Origin of the sequence: Arthrobacter sp. StoSoilB13 (assembly GCF_019977255.1) — a bacterium.
Taxonomy (GTDB): Bacteria; Actinomycetota; Actinomycetes; order Actinomycetales; family Micrococcaceae; genus Arthrobacter.
The window spans coordinates 1,673,287-1,694,189 of the sequence record NZ_AP024647.1; the positions used below are offsets into that span (position 1 = coordinate 1,673,287).

At 61.6% G+C, this 20,903-nt stretch carries 9 protein-coding genes and 2 pseudogenes; 3 read left to right on the forward strand and 8 right to left on the reverse strand.

Translation table 11 applies throughout. From position 1 onward, the window contains the following. The first annotated feature begins 346 nt into the window (after positions 1-346). Positions 347-1,781: pseudogene (locus tag LDP01_RS07910) on the forward strand (GH1 family beta-glucosidase). A gap of 26 nt (positions 1,782-1,807) precedes the next feature. Here LDP01_RS07910 and LDP01_RS23365 read toward each other — a convergent pair. The 8 genes and pseudogenes from LDP01_RS23365 to rpoB form a co-directional block, all read right to left on the reverse strand. Further along, a complete protein-coding gene (locus LDP01_RS23365; RefSeq protein WP_263422265.1) occupies positions 1,808-1,933 on the reverse strand; it encodes a hypothetical protein in 126 nt (41 codons plus the stop codon). A gap of 25 nt (positions 1,934-1,958) precedes the next feature. Beyond that, positions 1,959-6,221, reverse strand: a complete 4,263-nt coding sequence (locus LDP01_RS07915; protein ID WP_224088316.1) for a hypothetical protein — start codon at positions 6,219-6,221, stop codon at positions 1,959-1,961. A 157-nt stretch (positions 6,222-6,378) separates the two neighbouring features. Next, the gene (gene tuf, locus LDP01_RS07920; protein ID WP_224088318.1) at positions 6,379-7,569 is read right to left on the reverse strand and encodes an elongation factor Tu; all 1,191 of its coding nucleotides are present in this window, start codon (positions 7,567-7,569) and stop codon (positions 6,379-6,381) included. A 231-nt stretch (positions 7,570-7,800) separates the two neighbouring features. Then, positions 7,801-9,915, reverse strand: coding sequence for an elongation factor G (gene fusA, locus LDP01_RS07925; protein WP_224088320.1), 2,115 nt, complete (start codon positions 9,913-9,915; stop codon positions 7,801-7,803). Between the two features lie 69 nt (positions 9,916-9,984). Beyond that, entirely contained in the window at positions 9,985-10,455 is a 471-nt protein-coding gene (gene rpsG / locus LDP01_RS07930; RefSeq protein ID WP_003803829.1) for a 30S ribosomal protein S7, read from the reverse strand. A 1-nt stretch (position 10,456) separates the two neighbouring features. Continuing rightward, the gene (rpsL, locus tag LDP01_RS07935) at positions 10,457-10,831 is read right to left on the reverse strand and encodes a 30S ribosomal protein S12 (protein ID WP_009358312.1); all 375 of its coding nucleotides are present in this window, start codon (positions 10,829-10,831) and stop codon (positions 10,457-10,459) included. A gap of 354 nt (positions 10,832-11,185) precedes the next feature. After that, positions 11,186-15,086: pseudogene (locus tag LDP01_RS07940) on the reverse strand (DNA-directed RNA polymerase subunit beta'). A gap of 104 nt (positions 15,087-15,190) precedes the next feature. After that, on the reverse strand, positions 15,191-18,697 hold the full coding sequence (gene rpoB / locus LDP01_RS07945; protein ID WP_223933989.1) for a DNA-directed RNA polymerase subunit beta: 3,507 nt from the start codon (positions 18,695-18,697) through the stop codon (positions 15,191-15,193). 459 nt (positions 18,698-19,156) lie between these two features. Here rpoB and LDP01_RS07950 point away from each other — a divergent pair, with 459 nt between their 5' ends. After that, a complete protein-coding gene (locus tag LDP01_RS07950) occupies positions 19,157-20,356 on the forward strand; it encodes an acetyl-CoA C-acetyltransferase (RefSeq protein WP_224088322.1) in 1,200 nt (399 codons plus the stop codon). A 26-nt stretch (positions 20,357-20,382) separates the two neighbouring features. Next, the gene (locus LDP01_RS07955) at positions 20,383-20,850 is read left to right on the forward strand and encodes an aminoacyl-tRNA deacylase (RefSeq protein ID WP_396133427.1); all 468 of its coding nucleotides are present in this window, start codon (positions 20,383-20,385) and stop codon (positions 20,848-20,850) included. Positions 20,851-20,903: the final 53 nt, after the last annotated feature.

Genomic DNA, 20,903 nt, shown 5'->3' on the forward strand with positions numbered 1-20,903 from the left:
GGCTGCTCTGTTTACTTACCTGTTGGCGTGGCCGCCGAAGCGTTTGAGGTTTTACCACCACACGCCGCACAAGCTGAATCCGGATCATTCCGGGTTCCTCAACCTGCCGGCGCACCGACCCCCGCGGTCGGGCGTGTCGCGATTTTCACGCAAACTCGACCGCATTCCATGGGGTTCAGGGTTATGTTTGGGCTTCAGCCTGGACCCTGACACCCGGCATTATCCGGATCGGGACACGAAGAAGCGCTTGAACAACTCATCCAGTATGCCGGAAATAAAGGCCAAAGGCCAATCGGGGCCCGGGCGGGCATTGCCACAGCAGCCACCCGATAGGGATGATAGTGGAATGACCGCCCAGGATATGGGTTCCGTGGAAGATCTGGCCGCGCGCCTACGTCCCGGGTTCACGCTGGGGGTCGCGGCCGCCGCCTTCCAGATTGAAGGTTCCGTAACCGCTGATGGGCGGGGACCTTCGGGCTGGGATGCGTTCGCGCAGAAGCCGGGAGCAATCGTCGACGCCGACTCGCCCACCATAGCCTGCGATCACTACAACCGCGCCGACGAAGATATCAGCCTGATGCAGGAACTCGGTATCGATTCGTACCGTTTCTCCCTTTCCTGGCCCAGGATCCAACCCGGCGGCACGGGCACAATCAACCAGCGTGGGCTGGACTTCTACGATCGCCTGATCGACAAACTCCTTGCTGCCGGCATTTCCCCCATGGTCACCCTGTTCCACTGGGATACTCCTCTGGAACTTGAACACTCCGGCGGCTGGATCAATCGGGATACAGCGGAACGCTTTGCCGTCTATTGCAGCGCTGCAGCGGATCGCTTCGGGGACCGCGTGGAGCACTGGGTCACTATGAACGAACCAGTTTCCGTCACGCTCCAGGGCTATGCTTTGGGCGTCCACGCGCCCGGCCGCCAGTTGTTGTTCGACGCCTTGCCGGCCGCCCACCATCAACTGCTGGGCCATGGGTTGGCAGTGCGCGCCCTGCGTGACGCCGGAGTGAAGGGGCAGATCGGCATCTCCAACATGCACTCCCCCGTCCGCCCAGCGAGCAACAGCCTCTCGGACCGTTTGATGGCCCAGTCCTTCGATCTGCTCCTCAACCGCATCTATGCTGACGCGGTCCTGCTGGGGCAGTACCCCCGGCCACCCTTGCCCATGAAACCTTGGTTCCGGTCGCTGGGAACCATCAGGGATGGTGACCTTGAACTGATCAGCCAGCCACTGGACTTCTATGGGCTCAACTACTACTACCCGGTCAAGGTTGCTGCGGGGCGGGGGGCCGGCGGAGATCCCCACGGGCACGGCTGTCGAAATGACGAAAGTGCCATTTCACCTGGCCGCCTACCAGGAGTACGAAACGACTGGATTCGGCTGGCCGGTGGCGCCGGAGCATTTGGCAGTACTGCTCCGCGAGATGAAGGACCGCTACGGCGACGCCCTTCCACCGGTCTACATCACCGAAGGAGGGGCCAGTTTCCCCGAGCCTTCGCACGTGGATGGGCCTATACAGGACCATAACCGGATCAGTTACCTGGCGGAGCATCTTGGCCACGCACTGACAGCTACGGGACCCGGCGGGATCGCCGAGGACGTCGAACTCCGCGGTTACTACGTGTGGACGCTACTGGACAATTTTGAGTGGGCGGCAGGGTACTCGCAACGCTTCGGTTTGGTGCACGTGGACTTCGACACCTTGGAGCGCACACCCAAAGACTCGTTTTACTGGTACCGGGCACTGGGCCGTGCACGCCATCGGGAACACTAGCCCACGTGGGTTAACTCCCGATTGGGCTACTTGTTCTTGTTGGCGCGGTTGATGCGCTTGGCCCGCTCAATTTCATTGCGGAAGTACTTGCGACCCCACAGCACTCCGCCGCCGATCACCGCGATGATGGCAAGGAAAATCAGGAATTCCATGGTGCTCCTCTCATTGGGTTCAACGTTAGCGGATTCCATCCCGGCTGGATGCAGGTGAGGGTTCCGGTGTTGGATTGTTTCCGTCGGTTGCAGGCGGTTTTCGGTTCAGCCTCCATACCGCCAGGACGATGAGGGCCAAGGCGACGAGTGCCAGCATGGCGAATGCGTAACTGCGCAGCGCCCACATGATGCTGGCCGCCACACCAGCAGCGCCCCACCACACGAACATTCGCTCAGCCAGGAGGAGTCCGGCCACCAGGAGCACCACATGAGCTACGAGGACGTATATCTGCTGGGACGATGTTCCCACGAAACTTGTCCCCACGGCTGTCAAGGACAGCAGCCCTGCTGTGAGGGCAAGCCGCAATTGTCCCTCTGGGCGCTGGAAGCCCATGTAGCGCACCCCTGCCATAACCGCGCCCGCGACAACGTACCCTTGCGCGGCCCAGAACCAGTCAGGTGAGCCGCCATCCACAAAAAGCAGGGCCCGTTGGAACCCCGCAAGGGTTGCCAGTGCAGTGATTTCTCCGGCCAGCCGCTTGCCGTTCGGGACCTCGATGACCACCAACACTCCGGAAACCAGGATCAGGGCCGCACCCACCAGCGAGGTCTGGTCCCGTGCCAGGCCGGCGGCCGCAGCTGCGCCAAGCCCCGTGATCGAAGTTATCACCAGGGCGTTCCGCCGCCAGGGTTGTGAGGTGATGGAGGGTCCGCCCAGTCGTCGGACCACATACATGGCCGCCCCGGTTCCCATTGCGCCTATCAGCCATGGAAGGAAGGAGTCCCAGGCAGTCGGTTCGCGGCCACCCAGCAAACCGTCGACGGCGGTCACGGCACCAACCAGCGCGGCGGGCGCGGCCGCGGCATAGAGGGAAGGCATGCCCTCAAAGTGCGACGCAGCGAACAGCACCGACGCCAGAACCAGGACGGCAAAACCGCTCAGCGACAGGGACGTGGTCAGAGCCAACAAGCCGCCCGCCGTGGTGAAGGTGAGTGCCGAAATCAACCACAGCAATCGTTCGGCCACAGCGGCGGGTGAACCGTCGCCGGTCCTGACAGTCCCCGCGTTCACGGGCGGGAAAACTGCCCTGGCAACCACGGCAGCCACAGCCAGCGCAAGCAGTACCCAGGGCACTTGATACTTATCCAGCAACGGCTGATACAACCACGTGTCGGATGGGAAGCCCAGGGAGGGTCCAGCGGCAATCACTCCTGCCGTGACTGCAGCGATCCCAAAGTACTGCGCTCCCCGGGCACCAAAGGTGCGCCACGCGATCGCGGCCGTTACCGGAACGAATGCCAACTCCACGAGGAGCACCCAACGGCCACCGCCGTCGTAATCTGCTGAGAGGAAGTAGGCAAGTGGGAGAAATAGCTGTGCACTTGGAACGGCCCAAACCATTGCCCTCTGGAACGGGTCATCGGTGTGTCGCCCCTGGAGGAAGGACTGCAGAAGGAACTGCACCGGCAACTGCAGGATAAGGATCAGCGCGACGGTGACAGATGTAGCCGCAGCCGACTCCGTGAAGTCCGCCACCACCAGTGTGACCAAGGTTCCGGAGAGGATGCGCACAGCCAACAGGTAGCCACCGCGGGCGAGGCGTTGAGTGGTCACAGCAACCATGAAGCCGCTATATGCCGTAAAGATGCCCAGCAGGAGTTCCAGATCCCTGACATTTCCAAGCCGGAGGGCGAGCAGCAGAACCATTGCCGCAGGAGCGAACAACCATCCCGGTTTGTGCGCTCGAAGACCGGTACTCACGGCCACGGCCGCCAGTGCCGTCAGCGTGGCAGCGGCACCTGGTTGCCAGCCCCCGCGACCCCCCGGAACCCCATCCATGGTGAGGAACATACTGCACAGGACCATGGCGACAAGCACCACTCCAGCATCAATAATGGCCGGGCGCGGGAACTTCGCAACATAACCCGCACGCAGAGGCAGCATCAGCTGCAGGGCGAGAACGACTGTGACAGTCAGGCCGACGCCAACCTCTTCACCGGCAATCCGGAATCCGGCATCCTTCGCTGTGTCGTAGTAGGCCGAGGCAGCCAACAGGGTTCCTGCAGCGCGCGCCAACCACCAGTAGCTTTGCCTATGCAAGGAAGCGGGCAGGCGGAGGGCTGTGGCGCAGAAGTAGGTAACAGCCGCCAGGAGAACAACGTTACCCAGAGTCCGCGACACAGCAACCACAGCCACGATGCCTGCCACCGTAGCGGCGGTCGGAGCAAGGAACTCCCCCATGGTCGGACGCCAGGTCAGCACGCCACCATCACCTCCGGGGCCGGAACCACTGCTGCCCCTACCCTGGGGGAACGCGAACCAGCCGGACACCAAACCTGCGGCAACCACCACCCCCACAGCAACCGCCACGGTGGGCCGCCCGGGTGCGGCATCGAAAAGAGGCAAAGCAAGAAGTCCTGCCATCGCTGCACCTCCGAACCCCGCCGTAGACGCCTGCCCTCCCACGGTTCGAACACCGTTACCCTCAAGCAAGGCACTCACCAGCTGCTGTACAGCACACGCCGCCACGAAAACGAATAACGTGTAGGCAGACCTGTCCGGATGGTCGGTGAAGACGCCCGCAGCCGACGCCGTTACAGCCAGCGTCAAGGCGACCCGCCCGGCCAGGACGTAGACATGTCGAAGTGGCCCTGGCCTGATGGCTCCCAGAAGGAACCAATAGAGGCCGGCGACAGCGAGCAGAACGGTCACAGGCCACGCGCCCAGCAATCCAACGAACGGTATTGCAACAACAAGTACGGCGGCCGGTGCCAACTCTGCCCCCTGGCCCAGCTTCCACCCCACCACCATGGAGGTCGATATCGCGATGAAGAGCGGCAGGAAATCCGGCAGCTGGAAGTTTCCCACGCCAAGCATGACCATTAGCACAACCGAGGCAACAATTTGCAGCCCTAGGCACCAGACGGCGTCGTACCACCACGTGCGTGGAACCAGGCGCTTTCCGCCGAATGCGACTCCCACCGATTGGAGTCCCAGGCAGATGATTCCTGCCAGCAGTACGTGGCTTGAGTCCGCAGATACATCCCACACAAGACCCAACACAGCCAAGATGGAGGCGGCGCGGGCGCAATAGAAGTTGAGCAAACGGTGCTGGCCTGACCTCACAAGCAGCATCACCGCAAAGTACAGCGTGCACAGCCCCATGACCATGGGGTACTCCCCCTTGGCCAGGAAGCTGGGCGTCATGGTTACCGCGAGCCCCACGAACGGCACTACAAACGGATGCAGCAGCACCAAAGGACGCATATAAAGCGGAGGGATCCAACGGGGGTGAACCAGTGCAGCCAGCGTGAAGAGAATGGCAACGCCAATCAGCGCCGTAAAGTACCAGACAAGGGCCCCGCCAAGCACTGATACTCCGGACCACGCCGTGGAAACCACGAAGGTAAGTGACAGCAACGCCAGCACCTTGTTATCGAGGCGCAGAGCAGCGTAAACGTAGGCAGCAGTTCCCAGCAATGAAGTGATCAGCCATGCCAACGGGCCGTCATGGAGGGCAAAGTTGTACATGGCCAAACCTGTAACCGGGACCAGGGCCAGCCCTGTCCCCGTAAAGGCCATGGCTGCCGGGCGAAGCCGCGGCACCCTTCGCTGGATGATGAGTCCTGAAGCATAGAACAAGATAGTGATCGCCCAAATAGCCACAAACCGAAACACCCCAGGAAGACTGGTTCCAACAAACAGGGCGCCGGCGGCAACAAGCAACAGACTCGCGACGTACAGGGTGATGTTGATGTTTTGGCGGTCGCGTCTCTCCCTTCTCGCCGCTACCGTTTCCGGGCTCTCACGCGGGGGAAGCGTCGGCTGGAATTGCCGCTGTTGTGGCGTAGGAACAAAACTTCGCTGGGGCACAGGCCCGCGACTGTGGGACGGTTGAATCCCGGGCTGCGCCGCGATTCCCACGCTCTGCTGAACGGCAGGAGGCAGGATCACGGGCTGGAACGGCGTCGGCTGCAGTATTGCAGGCGGTTGCTGTACTCTCCCCGGTGTCTGTATTGTCCCTGGCTGCTGTACTGTCGCCGGTTGCTGCGATGCCGCCGGCTGCTGCCGCACTGCGGGCCGCCGGCTTTGCCCCCGCGCGTCCTCCCAACCTGCCAGATGGCCGGCGAGATACCCCGCACGGTAAGTGGCGGCGTCGTCGGCTCTGACAGTCGGCGTCGAACGGGCGGCCTCCCGTCGGCCCCGCACCAAACCCAGCGCATAACCAATGACACCAATAACGGCCAAAAGCAGCAGTACAAGGCCCGTCGTCAAGAATCCCAGCATGGAAGCTCCTACGGTGAAGCCGGGCGCAAGGCCTGCACGGCATTAATCCAATCGATAGATTAATCATAGCAAAGAAGAACCCCACCGCATAAGCGGTGGGGTTCTTCTTTGGCTAGCTACCGACCAGGCCGGAAGTTTGCCGATCTACAAGTAGAAACTACTTGATGATCTTGGTAACACGTCCCGAACCAACGGTGCGGCCGCCTTCGCGGATAGCGAAGCCGAGGCCCTCTTCCATAGCGATCGGCTGGATGAGCTCAACGGTCATCTCAGTGTTGTCGCCAGGCATAACCATTTCCGTGCCTTCCGGCAGGGTGATAACGCCGGTTACGTCCGTGGTACGGAAGTAGAACTGCGGGCGGTAGTTCGAGTAGAACGGGTTGTGACGTCCGCCTTCGTCCTTGGAAAGGATGTAGACGTTGGCCTCGAAGTCGGTGTGCGGGGTGATGGAACCCGGCTTGACGACAACCTGGCCACGCTCGACGTCGTCGCGCTTGAGACCGCGGAGCAGGAGGCCACAGTTCTCGCCGGCCCATGCTTCGTCGAGCTGCTTGTGGAACATCTCGATACCGGTAACCGTGGTCTTCTGGACCGGGCGGATACCGACGATCTCGACCTCGGAGTTGATGGCGAGGGTTCCACGCTCGGCGCGGCCCGTAACAACGGTGCCACGACCGGTGATGGTGAAGACGTCTTCGATCGGCATCAGGAACGGCTTGTCGCGGTCACGTACGGGGTCCGGAACGGACTCGTCGACAGCTGCCATCAGGTCCTGGACGGACTTGACCCAAACCGGGTCGCCTTCCAGAGCCTTCAGACCGGAAACGCGAACAACCGGAGCTTCATCGCCATCGAAGCCCTGCGAGCTGAGGAGCTCACGAACTTCCATTTCGACGAGGTCGAGGAGTTCTTCGTCATCAACCATGTCCGACTTGTTCAGTGCGACCAGCAGGTAGGGAACACCAACCTGGCGGGCGAGCAGAACGTGCTCACGGGTCTGGGCCATCGGACCATCGGTTGCGGCAACCACGAGGATTGCGCCGTCCATCTGGGCAGCACCGGTGATCATGTTCTTGATGTAGTCAGCGTGACCGGGGGCGTCAACGTGTGCGTAGTGACGCTTCTCGGTCTGGTACTCCACGTGGGAGATGTTGATGGTAATACCGCGCTGGCGCTCTTCCGGAGCAGAGTCGATGGACGCGAAGTCGCGCTGCTCGTTGATGTCCGGGTACTGGTCGTACAGCACCTTGGAAATGGCGGCAGTCAGCGTCGTCTTACCGTGGTCAACGTGACCAATGGTGCCGATGTTGACGTGCGGCTTAGTCCGCTCGAACTTTGCCTTTGCCACAGGTTCCTCCTAGAACGATTTCAAGTGAAGTGCTCCTCGGCCGCGCTTTTCGCGGCAGAAACTTTAGCAAGTCTACTTGGGGGCTTGGTTTTGGTGAAATTGCAGATTCAGGAACCAATACTAGTTCCTAGAGCCTGTTCGCGCAGGGGCCGGGCCACGGCTTCCGCCGCAGCCCCGCCTCACACGCTAAGATGCCCTCCCGGAACCGGAATAGCATCCGTTGCCGGGAGATTACTCTCCGCGGGTTTTCTGGATGATCTCGTCGGCTACAGCCTTCGGGACCTCCGCGTAGCTGTTGAACGTCATGGAGTACACGGCACGACCCTGCGTCTTGGAACGGAGGTCGCCAATGTAACCGAACATGCCGGACAGCGGAACGTGTGCACGGATAACCTTCACACCTGCTGCGTCCTCCATGGACTGCATCTGGCCACGGCGGGCGTTCAGGTCACCAATAACATCACCCATGTATTCCTCAGGTGTGCGGACCTCAACATCCATCAGCGGTTCGAGCAGAACAGGGTTCGCCTTGCGTGCAGCTTCCTTGAAAGCCATACGGCCGGCGATCTTGAACGCCATTTCCGAAGAGTCAACATCGTGGGACGCGCCATCAATCAGCGTGGCCTTGATGCCGACAACCGGGTAGCCGGCCAGGACGCCGTCGTTCAGTGCATCCTGGATACCAGCGTCAACGGACGGGATGTATTCGCGCGGAACGCGGCCACCGGTGACCTTGTTCTCGAACTCGTACAGCTCGCCGGAAGAGGTGTCCATCGGCTCGATCGCGATCTGGATCTTTGCGAACTGACCCGAACCACCGGTCTGCTTCTTGTGCGTGTAGTCGTGACGCTCTACAGCGCGCTTGATGGTTTCGCGGTAAGCAACCTGCGGCTTGCCAACGTTTGCCTCAACCTTGAATTCGCGGCGCATGCGGTCCACCAGGATGTCCAGGTGGAGCTCGCCCATGCCGGCGATGATGGTCTGGCCCGTGTCTTCGTTGAGGGAGACCTGGAAGGTCGGGTCCTCAGCGGAGAGCTTCTGGATGGCCGTGGAGAGCTTCTCCTGGTCACCCTTGGTGTTGGGCTCGATGGCAACCGAGATCACGGGCTCCGGGAAGCTCATGGACTCGAGGACGATCTGCTGGTTGGCATCACACAGGGTATCGCCCGTTGTGGTGTCCTTCAGACCGATGGCTGCGTAGATGTGGCCGGCGGTAGCGCCCTCAACGGGCATTTCCTTGTTGGCGTGCATCTGGAACAGCTTGCCGATGCGTTCCTTCTTGCCCTTGGTGGAGTTGACCACCTGGGCGCCGGCCTCGACGTGACCGGAGTACACGCGGATGAAGGTCAGCTGACCGAAGAACGGGTGCGCCGCAATCTTGAAGGCGAGGGCCGAGAACGGCTCGTCTGCAGAGGGCTTGCGGGTGAGTTCCTTCTCTTCGTCGCGGGGATCGTGACCGATCATCGCGGGGACGTCGAGCGGGTTCGGCAGGAAGTCGACAACAGCGTCAAGCATCGGCTGTACGCCGCGGTTCTTGAAGGCAGAGCCACAGAACACGGGGTAGAGCTCGGAGTTGATGGTCATCTTGCGGATGCCGGCCTTCAGTTCCTCAAGGGTGAGTTCTTCACCTTCGAGGTACTTCTCCATGAGCTCTTCGGATGCTTCCGCAACGGTCTCTACGAGCTGTGCACGGTACTCTTCAGCCTTGGCTTGGAGGTCCGCCGGAATTTCCTGCACTTCGTAGGAAGCGCCCATGGTGACGTCACCCTTTGCGTCGCCAGGCCAAACCAGGGCACGCATTTCGAGGAGGTCAACCACGCCGATGAAGTCGTTCTCAGCGCCGATCGGGAGCTGCATGACCAGCGGCTTGGCACCAAGGCGGGAAATGATGGTGTCAACGGTGAAGTAGAAGTCCGCACCCAGCTTGTCCATCTTGTTGACGAAGCAGATACGCGGAACGTTGTACTTGTCAGCCTGGCGCCAAACAGTCTCGGACTGCGGCTCCACGCCTTCCTTGCCGTCGAACACAGCAACAGCACCGTCGAGGACGCGCAGGGAGCGCTCAACCTCAACCGTGAAGTCCACGTGGCCCGGGGTGTCGATGATGTTGATCTGGTTCTGGTTCCAGAAGCAAGTCACGGCGGCAGACGTGATGGTGATGCCGCGTTCCTTTTCCTGTTCCATCCAGTCGGTCGTCGAGGCGCCGTCGTGCGTCTCGCCGATCTTGTGGTTCACACCCGTGTAGAACAGGATGCGCTCGGTAGTGGTGGTCTTGCCGGCATCGATGTGGGCCATGATGCCGATATTGCGGACCTTGTTAAGGTCGGTAAGCACGTCCTGTGCCACGGGGTCTCCCTTTCGGATGGACTACACGTTCGCCGCCGGCTCGGTTGAGCCGACGGCGCCCGGGAGGATTTACCAGCGGTAGTGTGCGAAGGCCTTGTTGGACTCGGCCATCTTGTGGGTGTCTTCGCGACGCTTGACAGCGGCACCGAGACCGTTCGAGGCATCCAGGATTTCGTTCTGGAGACGCTCGGTCATGGTCTTCTCGCGGCGGGCCTTGGAGTAGCCCACGAGCCAACGCAGGGCGAGGGCGGTGGAGCGACCCGGCTTGACCTCAACCGGAACCTGGTAGGTGGCGCCACCAACACGGCGTGAACGCACCTCGAGGGAAGGCTTGACGTTGTCCATGGCCTTCTTGAGGGCAGCAACGGGGTCGCCGCCGGACTTGGCACGTGCACCTTCGAGGGCGCCGTAAACGATGCGCTCTGCGGTGGACTTCTTGCCGTCAACCAGAACCTTGTTGATCAGCTGAGTGACCAACGGGGAGCCGTAAACGGGATCGGAAACTAGCGGCCGCTTCGGGGCCGGACCCTTGCGAGGCATATTACTTCTTCTCCATCTTTGCGCCGTAACGGCTGCGGGCCTGCTTGCGGTTCTTGACACCCTGGGTGTCGAGTGCGCCGCGGACGATCTTGTAGCGGACACCCGGAAGGTCCTTCACACGACCACCACGGACGAGCACGATGGAGTGCTCCTGGAGGTTGTGGCCAACGCCGGGGATGTAAGCGGTAACTTCAACGCCACCGTTGAGGCGCACACGTGCCACCTTACGAAGAGCCGAGTTCGGCTTCTTGGGGGTGGTGGTGTAGACGCGGGTGCAAACACCGCGGCGCATCGGGCTGCCCTTCAGCGCGGGAGCCTTGGTCTTGGAGACCTTAGGCGTGCGGCCCTTGCGGACCAGCTGGTTAATCGTAGGCACTTTCGTGTTCTCCGTTGTTTGATCTCTGCCCCCACACATAGGCGCCAGCCAGTGTAAACGTGGGAACTTTGGCGTTGCTCATGCGGCCGGCCGAAACATCCGGTAGGCGTGCAAAAGTGCGGCATTCGTTGCGCATGTTGCCCGCAACCCGGAAACAGGCTCCACCCAGCACCATGAGAACAAAACCAAAATGATGCTGCGGCGGCCTTCATCCACTGCCACACAGAACAATTACCAAAATTCTAGCACGGCTTGATCTGAGGCCTTAATCGGGTGTATGGCGTCCCGTTAACGGGATGGGCCCCGCACTCAAGAGTGCGGGGCCCATCCTTCAGCCATTAACTACTGCTGGTTTCAGCGGAAGTCGTTGCCGAGATCGTAGTCATCCAGCGGGATGGCGTGGAACTCGGGAGCACCGTCGCCGCCCAAGGCGTCATAGGAGAAGTCCGTGAAAGCGCTGGGGCCCGTGAACAGGCTTGCCTTGGCTTCCTCGGTCGGCTCAACCGTGACCTCCGTGTAACGGGGCAGGCCCGTACCGGCCGGGATGAGCTTACCGATGATGACGTTCTCCTTGAGGCCGAGCAGAGGATCGCTCTTGCCTTCCATGGCCGCCTGCGTCAGGACGCGGGTGGTTTCCTGGAAGGAAGCGGCCGACAGCCAGGACTCGGTTGCCAGGGACGCCTTGGTGATACCCATGAGTTCCGGACGACCCGAAGCCGGGGACTTGCCCTCGGACACGACGCGGCGGTTCTCGTCTTCGAAGCGGGAGCGCTCGGCAAGCTCACCAGGGAGCAGGTCGGAGTCGCCGGATTCGATGACGGTCACGCGGCGCAGCATCTGGCGGACGATAACCTCGACGTGCTTGTCGTGGATACCAATACCCTGGCTGCGGTAAACGCCCTGGACCTCGTCCACAAGGAACTTCTGTGCGGCACGGGGACCCATGATGCGCAGAACCTGCTTCGGGTCCACAGGACCGTTGATCAGCTTCTGGCCGACGCTGACGTGCTCGCCATCCTCGATGAGGAGACGGGAACGGCGCAGCACCGGGTAGGCAATCTCTTCGGAACCATCGTCCGGAGTGATGACCAGGCGCATCTGGCGCTCGGACTCTTCGATGGTGATGCGGCCGGCTGCTTCAGCAATCGGTGCGACACCCTTCGGAGTACGGGCTTCGAAGAGCTCCTGGATACGGGGCAGACCCTGGGTGATGTCGTCGCCACCACCGGCAGAAACGGCACCACCGGTGTGGAACGTACGCATGGTCAGCTGGGTACCGGGCTCACCGATGGACTGTGCGGCAATGATGCCCACGGCCTCACCGATGTCCACGGTCTTGCCCGTTGCCAGTGAACGGCCGTAGCAGAGTGCACAGGTGCCGACCTTGGACTCACAGGTGAGTACGGAACGGACCTTGACTTCAGTGATGCCTGCAGCCAGCAGCTGGTCGATAACGACGTCGCCGCAGTCGGTTCCACCGGCAGCCAGGACGTTGCCCTGGGCATCGACGACGTCGACGGCCAGCGTACGTGCGTAGGCGCTGTTCTCGACGTTCTCGTCCAGGACGAGCTCACCGTTGGAATCTGGCACGGCGATCGGCGTGAGCAGACCGCGTTCGGTACCGCAGTCCTCTTCGCGGACGATGACGTCCTGCGAAACGTCCACCAGACGACGGGTCAGGTAACCCGAGTTGGCGGTACGGAGAGCGGTATCGGCCAGACCCTTACGTGCACCGTGCGTGGCGATGAAGTATTCCAACACCGACAGGCCCTCGCGGTAGGAGGACTTGATCGGGCGAGGGATGATCTCACCCTTCGGGTTGGCCACAAGACCACGGATACCCGCGATCTGGCGAACCTGCATCCAGTTACCACGTGCACCGGAGGACACCATGCGGTTGATGGTGTTCATCGGGGACAGGCTGTCACGCATCGCCTGGGCGATCTCGTTGGTGGCCTTGTTCCAGATCTCGATCAGTTCCTGGCGACGCTCGTCGTCGTCGATCAGGCCCTTGTCGTACTGGCCCTGGATCTTGGCAGCCATGTTCTCGTAACCAGCCAGGATGGCGGGCTTGGAGGTCGGCACCTCGATGTCGGAGATAGCCACGGTGACGCCCGAGCGGGTTGCCCAGTAGAAACCGGCATCCTTCAGGTTGTCCAGCGTGGCAGCCGTGACAACCTTCGGGTAGCGCTCAGCGAGGTCGTTGACGATCCGGGACAGTTCGCCCTTGTCGGCAACAGCCTCAACCCACGGGTAATCCTCAGGCAGCGTCTGGTTGAAGATGACCTGGCCCAGTGAGGTCTGGACGAGAGCAGGCTGACCCGGCTCCCAACCTTCCGGAGCTTCCCAACCGGCGTAAGGCACGAAGTTGTCCAGACGGATCTTGACCTGGGAGTTCAGGTGCAGATCACGGGCGTCGTACGCCATGATGGCTTCCGAAACCGAGGAGAAGATGCGGCCTTCGCCGGCAGAGCCGACGCGCTTGGTGGTCAGGTGGTACAGGCCGATGATCATATCCTGCGAAGGCAGGGTAACCGGGCGGCCATCGGACGGCTTCAGGATGTTGTTCGAGGACAGCATCAGGATGCGGGCTTCGGCCTGGGCTTCCGGGCTCAGCGGCAGGTGCACTGCCATCTGGTCGCCGTCGAAGTCAGCGTTGAAGGCGCCACAAACCAGCGGGTGAAGCTGGATTGCCTTGCCTTCCACAAGCTGCGGTTCGAAGGCCTGGATGCCGAGGCGGTGAAGGGTAGGTGCACGGTTGAGCAGCACCGGGTGTTCGGTGATGATCTCTTCCAGCACGTCCCAAACCTGCGGGCGGTAACGCTCGACCATGCGCTTTGCCGACTTGATGTTCTGTGCGTGGTTGAGGTCAACCAGGCGCTTCATCACGAACGGCTTGAAGAGCTCCAGCGCCATCTGCTTGGGCAGACCACACTGGTGCAGCTTCAGCTGCGGGCCAACGACGATGACCGAACGGCCGGAGTAGTCGACGCGCTTGCCGAGCAGGTTCTGGCGGAAACGACCCTGCTTGCCCTTGAGCATGTCGCTCAGGGACTTCAGCGGACGGTTGCCCGGACCCGTAACGGGGCGGCCACGACGACCGTTGTCGAAGAGGCTGTCAACAGCTTCCTGAAGCATGCGCTTCTCGTTGTTGACGATGATCTCCGGAGCACCGAGGTCAAGCAGTCGCTTGAGTCGGTTGTTGCGGTTGATCACACGGCGGTAGAGGTCGTTGAGGTCGGAGGTCGCGAAGCGGCCACCATCCAGCTGGACCATCGGGCGCAGTTCCGGCGGGATCACCGGGACGGCGTCCAGAACCATGCCGAGGGGGCTGTTGTTGGTGGTCAGGAATGCGTTGACAACCTTCAGGCGCTTCAGGGCACGCGTCTTGCGCTGGCCCTTGCCGTTCTGGATGGTGTCGCGCAGCGACTCTGCTTCAGCCTGCATGTCAAAGGTCTCAAGGCGCTTCTTGATGGCCTCGGCACCCATGGAGCCTTCGAAGTACATGCCGTAGCGGTCACGCAGTTCGCGGTACAGGCCCCTCGTCACCCTCAAGGTCAGCGACCTTGAGGTTCTTGAAGCGGTCCCAGACCTGCTCAAGGCGCTCGATATCGGCGTCGGCACGCTTGCGGACGTTCGCCATCTGGCGGTCTGCGGAGTCGCGGGCCTTCTTCTTGTCGGCAGCCTTGGCACCTTCACCTTCAAGACGGGCAAGCTCGTCTTCAAGGTCGCGGGCGATCGTGGCGATGTCGCTGTCGCGGTTGTCCACGAGCTGCTTCTTCTCGAGGTCGTGCTCGACCTGGAGGTTCGGCAGTTCAGCGTGGCGGTTTTCCGTGTCAACGCTGGTGATCATGTAGGCAGCGAAGTAGATGACCTTCTCAAGGTCCTTCGGAGCCAGGTCCAACAGGTAGCCCAAGCGCGAGGGAACGCCCTTGAAGTACCAGATGTGGGTTACAGGCGCAGCCAGTTCGATGTGGCCCATGCGCTCACGGCGCACCTTGGCGCGGGTGACTTCAACGCCACAACGCTCACAGATGATGCCCTTGAAGCGGACGCGCTTGTACTTGCCGCAGTAGCATTCCCAGTCGCGGGAAGGACCGAAGATCTTCTCGCAGAAAAGACCGTCCTTCTCAGGCTTGAGGGTGCGGTAGTTGATGGTTTCCGGCTTCTTGACCTCACCGTAAGACCAGCCACGGATGTCTTCCGCGGTGGCGAGGCCGATCTGCATGAGGCCGAAGGAGGATTCGCTGGACATATGGTCCCTGTTCTCTCTTGTTCTCTAAATTCTGAAGTCTTGGTTACGGGAAGAGGGAGCTGTCCCGGTGGGCAGCTAAGTACTGCTGCCCACCGGAACGGCTACTAGACCTCTTCTACGGAACTGGGCTCTGCACGAGACAGATCGATGCCCAGTTCTTCCGCAGCCGTGAAGACTGCGTCATCAGAGTCACGCATTTCGATCGTGGTTCCGTCGGTGGAAAGAACTTCCACGTTCAGGCACAACGACTGCATTTCCTTGATCAAGACCTTGAAGGACTCGGGAACGCCAGGCTCAGGGATGTTCTCGCCCTTGACGATGGCTTCGTAGACCTTCACACGACCATGGATGTCATCGGACTTGATCGTGAGGAGTTCCTGAAGCGTGTAGGCAGCGCCGTAAGCTTCGAGCGCCCACACTTCCATTTCACCGAAGCGCTGGCCACCGAACTGTGCCTTACCACCCAGCGGCTGCTGCGTGATCATGGAGTACGGGCCGGTGGAACGCGCGTGGATCTTGTCGTCCACCAGGTGGTGGAGCTTCAGGATGTACATGTAACCGACGGAGATCGGGTCCGGGAACGGCTCGCCGGAGCGGCCATCGAACAGACGGGTCTTGCCGGAGGAGTCGATCAGGCGGTCGCCGTCGCGGGTCACGTTGGTGGAGTCAAGCAGGCCCGTGATTTCTTCTTCGCGGGCGCCATCGAACACCGGGGTGGCAACGGTGGTCTGGCCGGTTTCACGGGGCAGGTTGGGCAGGTTCTTGACCCACTCCGGCTCGCCTTCGATCTTCCAACCGGTCTTGGCAACCCAACCGAGGTGGGTTTCCAGGACCTGGCCAACGTTCATACGACCCGGAACACCAAGCGGGTTCAGGACGATGTCCACCGGGGTACCGTCTGCAAGGAAGGGCATGTCCTCGATCGGAAGGATCTTGGAGATAACACCCTTGTTGCCGTGACGGCCGGCGAGCTTGTCGCCGTCGGTGATCTTGCGCTTGGCTGCAACATAGACGCGGACCAGCTGGTTCACGCCCGGGGGCAGTTCGTCGTCGTTGTCGCGGTCGAAGACGCGGACGCCGATGACCGTACCGGACTCGCCGTGGGGAACCTTCAGGGAGGTGTCGCGGACTTCGCGGGACTTCTCACCGAAGATGGCGCGGAGAAGACGCTCTTCCGGAGTCAGTTCGGTTTCACCCTTGGGTGTGACCTTTCCGACCAGGATGTCTCCTGCTTCAACCTCTGCACCGATGTGGATGATGCCGCGCTCGTCCAGGCCTGCCAGGACTTCCTCGGACACGTTGGGGATGTCACGGGTGATTTCCTCGGCACCAAGCTTGGTGTCGCGGGCATCGATCTCGTGCTCCTCGATGTGGATGGAGGAAAGAACGTCCTCAGCAACAATGCGCTGGGACAGGATGATGGCATCCTCGAAGTTGTGACCTTCCCATGACATGAATGCCACGAGCAGGTTCTTACCGAGGGCGAGTTCACCCTGGTCCGTTGCGGGACCATCGGCGATGATGCCGCCGACTTCCAGGCGCTGGCCTTCGTTGACCAGGACACGGTGGTTGTAGCAGTTGCCCTGGTTGGAGCGGGCGAACTTGTTGATGCGGTAGTTGGTCTCCGTGCCGTCGTCGTTGATCATGACAACGAGCTCAGCGGAAACCTCGGTGACTACACCGGCCTTCTTCGCGATGACAACGTCACCGGCGTCGACTGCTGCTGCGCGCTCCATGCCGGTACCCACGAAAGGAGCCTCGGAACGGACCAGCGGCACAGCCTGGCGCTGCATGTTGGCACCCATGAGTGCACGGTTGGCATCGTCATGCTCGAGGAACGGGATCAGGGCGGTTGCCACGGACACCATCTGGCGCGGGGAAACGTCCATGAACTGAACTTCGGCAGCGGGAACCAGGACCGGCTCGCCTCCACCACCACGGGCACGGACAAGGACGGTCTCTTCCGAGAACTTCTTGTCAGCGTCCAGCGGAGCGTTGGCCTGTGCGATCAGGACTTCAGCTTCGTCGTCGGCGGTGAGGTACTGGACCTCGTCCGAGACCACGCCGTTGGAAACGAGGCGGTAAGGCGTCTCAATGAAACCGAACGGATTGATGCGGCCGTAGGAAGCCAGCGAACCGATCAGACCAATGTTCGGGCCTTCAGGGGTTTCGATGGGGCACATACGTCCGTAGTGGGACGGGTGAACGTCTCGAACTTCCATGCCTGCGCGGTCACGGGAAAGACCACCCGGGCCAAGAGCCGACAGGCGGCGCTTGTGGGTCAGACCCGAAAGCGGGTTGTTCTGGTCCATGAACTGCGACAGCTGGGAGGTTCCGAAGAACTCCTTGATGGCAGCGACAACCGGGCGGATGTTGATCAGCGTCTGCGGCGTGATGGCCTCGACGTCCTGCGTGGTCATGCGTTCGCGAACAACACGCTCCATGCGGGAAAGGCCGGTGCGGACCTGGTTTTCGATCAGTTCGCCAACGGCGCGGATGCGACGGTTGCCGAAGTGGTCGATGTCATCGATCTCGACGCGGAGCTCGTGGTCTTCGCCATCGCGCTTGCCCATGAGGGTCTTCTCGCCGGCGTGCAGCGCAACGAGGAACTTGATCATGGCGACGATGTCTTCGACGTGCAGTACCGAAGCTTCCTTGTCACCAAGGGAGCGGTCGATGCCGAGCTTGCGGTTGATCTTGTAACGGCCAACCTTGGCGAGGTCATAACGCTTGGCGTTGAAGTACAGGTTGTCCAGCAGGGACTGGGCAGCCTCGACGGTGGGCGGCTCGCCCGGACGCAGCTTGCGGTAGATGTCCAGAAGCGCGTCTTCGCGGGTTTCGGTGGCGTCCTTCTCCAGCGTTGCACGCATGGAGTCGTACTGGCCGAACTCTTCCAGGATCTGGCCTTCGGTCCAACCGAGGGCCTTCAGCAGAACGGTGACCGACTGCTTGCGCTTGCGGTCGAGGCGGACGCCGACCTGGTCGCGCTTGTCGATTTCGAGTTCGAACCATGCACCGCGGGACGGGATGATCTTCGCAGTGAAGATGTCCTTGTCACTGGTCTTGTCCGCAGTGCGCTCGAAGTAGGCGCCCGGCGAGCGGACCAGCTGGGAGACAACGACACGCTCGGTGCCGTTGACGACGAACGTTCCCTTTTCAGTCATGAGGGGGAAGTCGCCCATGAACACGGTCTGCTGCTTGATTTCGCCCGTGTTGTTGTTCATGAACTCGGCCTTGACATACAGCGGTGCCGAGTAAGTGGCGTCACGGTCTTTGCATTCGGCCATGGTGTACTTCGGATCAGCGAACTCCGGCTCGGAGAAGCTCAGGGACATAGTGCCCTGGAAGTCCTCGATGGGGGAGATCTCTTCGAAGATGTCGGCAAGTCCGGAGGTGGTGGCGACGCTGAGGTCGCCCTCCTCGACAGCCTTCGCTACCCGCGCCTGCCAGCGTTCGTTTCCGACGAGCCAGTCAAAGCTGTCCGTCTGCAGGGCGAGAAGATTCGGAACATCAAGGGGTTCGTGAATCTTTGCGAATGAGAGGCGGCGAGTGGCACCATCGGTGCTTGCCGTGTTAGCGGTTTCGTTATTAGAGGTGCTCGAGGCGACCAAGAGGGATCCTTCCACAGACCTTCAGGCGTTTTCAGATCTCCCCCGTTTGCATGATGCAGAGTGCTCCGCAGCATACTTATTCCGGTTCCGCTATATGACCCGGACCCAGTCCGCACATGGCAGTGCACGTTGTGAACGGCACGTCAATGTCGCAGCTGAGAGGTAAAGCCCACCGCTATATGAAGGCTGAAGGTTAACAGGGAAGACGCAAATATCTACGATACGGCAAAGTAGCCTTCCTGTCTACCCCAGATTGTCCGTGAATGCAAGCACTGTTGCCGCAGGCACCTATGCGCGGTCCACGGACCTTGCCCGGACCATCTGGCGGAGCAAGGCACCGGGCCCGTCGTGAAATCTCCCGGCATGGAATCCAGCGACAGGTAAGAGCGTTGAAAAGGATAGGCTGGCGCACGCAGCGCGATAGCCTTGGCTACACCACCACGGATCGGAAGAGAGACCATGAACAACTCCGCTGACGACAATGACGTTGTCATCCTTGCCGCTTCCCGTACCCCACAGGGTCGGCTGAATGGGCAGCTTGCCGGATTCACCGCCGTCGACCTCGGCGCCCACGCCATCAGCGCCGCACTGGCGGCCAGCGGCGTAAAGGCCGAACAAGTGGACGCCGTCATCATGGGACAGGTGCTGCAAGCGGGCGCTGGCCAGAATCCTGCACGGCAGAGCGCTATCGCGGCAGGCGTTGGCTGGAACATCCCTGCCGTCACCATCAACAAGGTTTGCCTCTCCGGCCTCACGGCTGTCATTGATGCCGCCCGGATGATCCGCAGCGGGGACGCCACCGTAGTTGTCGCCGGCGGCCAGGAATCGATGACGCGCGCCCCGCACCTGCTCCCCGGTTCCCGGCAGGGTTGGACCTACGGCGCGATCCAGGCGTTGGACGTTGCCGCCCATGATGGACTCACGGATGCATTCGATGGCCAGTCCATGGGCTTGTCCACAGAAACCAAGAACGTAACGCTGGGCATTGACCGCCGTGCGCAGGACGAAGTTGCGGCGGCTTCCCACCAGCGCGCTGCTGCCGCAATCGCGGAGGGAATTTTCGACGTCGAAATCGCTCCCGTGAGCGTGAAGCAGCGCAAGGGGGATCCGGTAACACTCACCTCGGACGAGGGCGTTCGTCCGAACACGACCCTGGAAACCCTTGCCCCTTTGAAGGCCGCATTCGCTACCGACGGCACCATTACCGCCGGCAACTCCTCTCCCCTGTCCGACGGCGCCTCCGCACTCGTGCTGACAAGTCGCCGCTTCGCCACGGACAACGGGCTGGAATACCTTGCGGTCGTAGGCAAACCCGGCCAAGTGGCCGGCCCGGACAACTCACTGCACTCCCAGCCGTCCAACGCTATTTCGCAAGCATTGAAGCGGGCCGGATGGACTGCCGAGGACCTGGACTTCATCGAGATTAACGAAGCCTTCGGCTCTGTGGCGGTCCAATCATTGAAGGACTTGAGCTACCCGCTGGAGAAGTGCAACATCCACGGCGGCGCAATCGCGCTCGGCCACCCGATCGGTGCTTCCGGGGCCCGGCTGGCCCTGCACGCGGCCCACGAACTCAAGCGCAGGGGAACCGGCAAGGCTGCTGTATCCCTCTGTGGCGGCGGTGGCCAGGGCGAAGCTCTCCTGCTGTACCGCGATTAATGGCACAGGACGTGGTGGAACCTCAAATGAACGGGGCCGAACGGTTCCTGTCCGACGCCGCCGCGCGCGGACTGGACGTGGACGTCGTCGAGCGCCCTGCCGCCAAAAGCCTTGAGGAGGCCGCAGGCATCCTCGGGATCAGTCCCGGGGACATCGTGAAGTCGCTCGTGGTCAAGCATCGCGACGGCACCTTCCTCTTCGCGCTGATCCCCGGCGACCGGCAGATCTCCTGGCCCAAGTTGCGGGCGTTGGTGGGCGTCAACAAGCTCTCGCTGCCGCACGCCGATGTTGCCCTGGCCGCAACCGGCTATGAGCGCGGGACCATCACTCCCCTGGGAAGCACCACGCCCTGGCCGGTGTATGCGGATGCCACCATCACCGGACGCCGCATCTCGATGGGTGCCGGAGCCCATGGCAGGAGTGCATTCGTGGACGCGGACGCCCTCACTTCCGCGCTCAATGCCATCGTTGCGGACATCAGCGAACCCGCTTAGCGCAACGCGGGGTCACTTACGGCCGGTAATTCCCCATGGGATGGGCCGTAAGT

Coding starts and splice junctions, on each gene's coding strand:
- LDP01_RS23365 (WP_263422265.1), bottom strand. CDS start 1,933: ATGGAATTCCTGATTTTCCTTGCCATCATCGCGGTGATCGGCGGCGGA.
- LDP01_RS07915 (WP_224088316.1), bottom strand. CDS start 6,221: ATGCTGGGATTCTTGACGACGGGCCTTGTACTGCTGCTTTTGGCCGTT.
- rpsG (WP_003803829.1), bottom strand. CDS start 10,455: ATGCCTCGCAAGGGTCCGGCCCCGAAGCGGCCGCTAGTTTCCGATCCC.
- LDP01_RS07950 (WP_224088322.1), top strand. CDS start 19,157: ATGAACAACTCCGCTGACGACAATGACGTTGTCATCCTTGCCGCTTCC.
- LDP01_RS07955 (WP_396133427.1), top strand. CDS start 20,383: ATGAACGGGGCCGAACGGTTCCTGTCCGACGCCGCCGCGCGCGGACTG.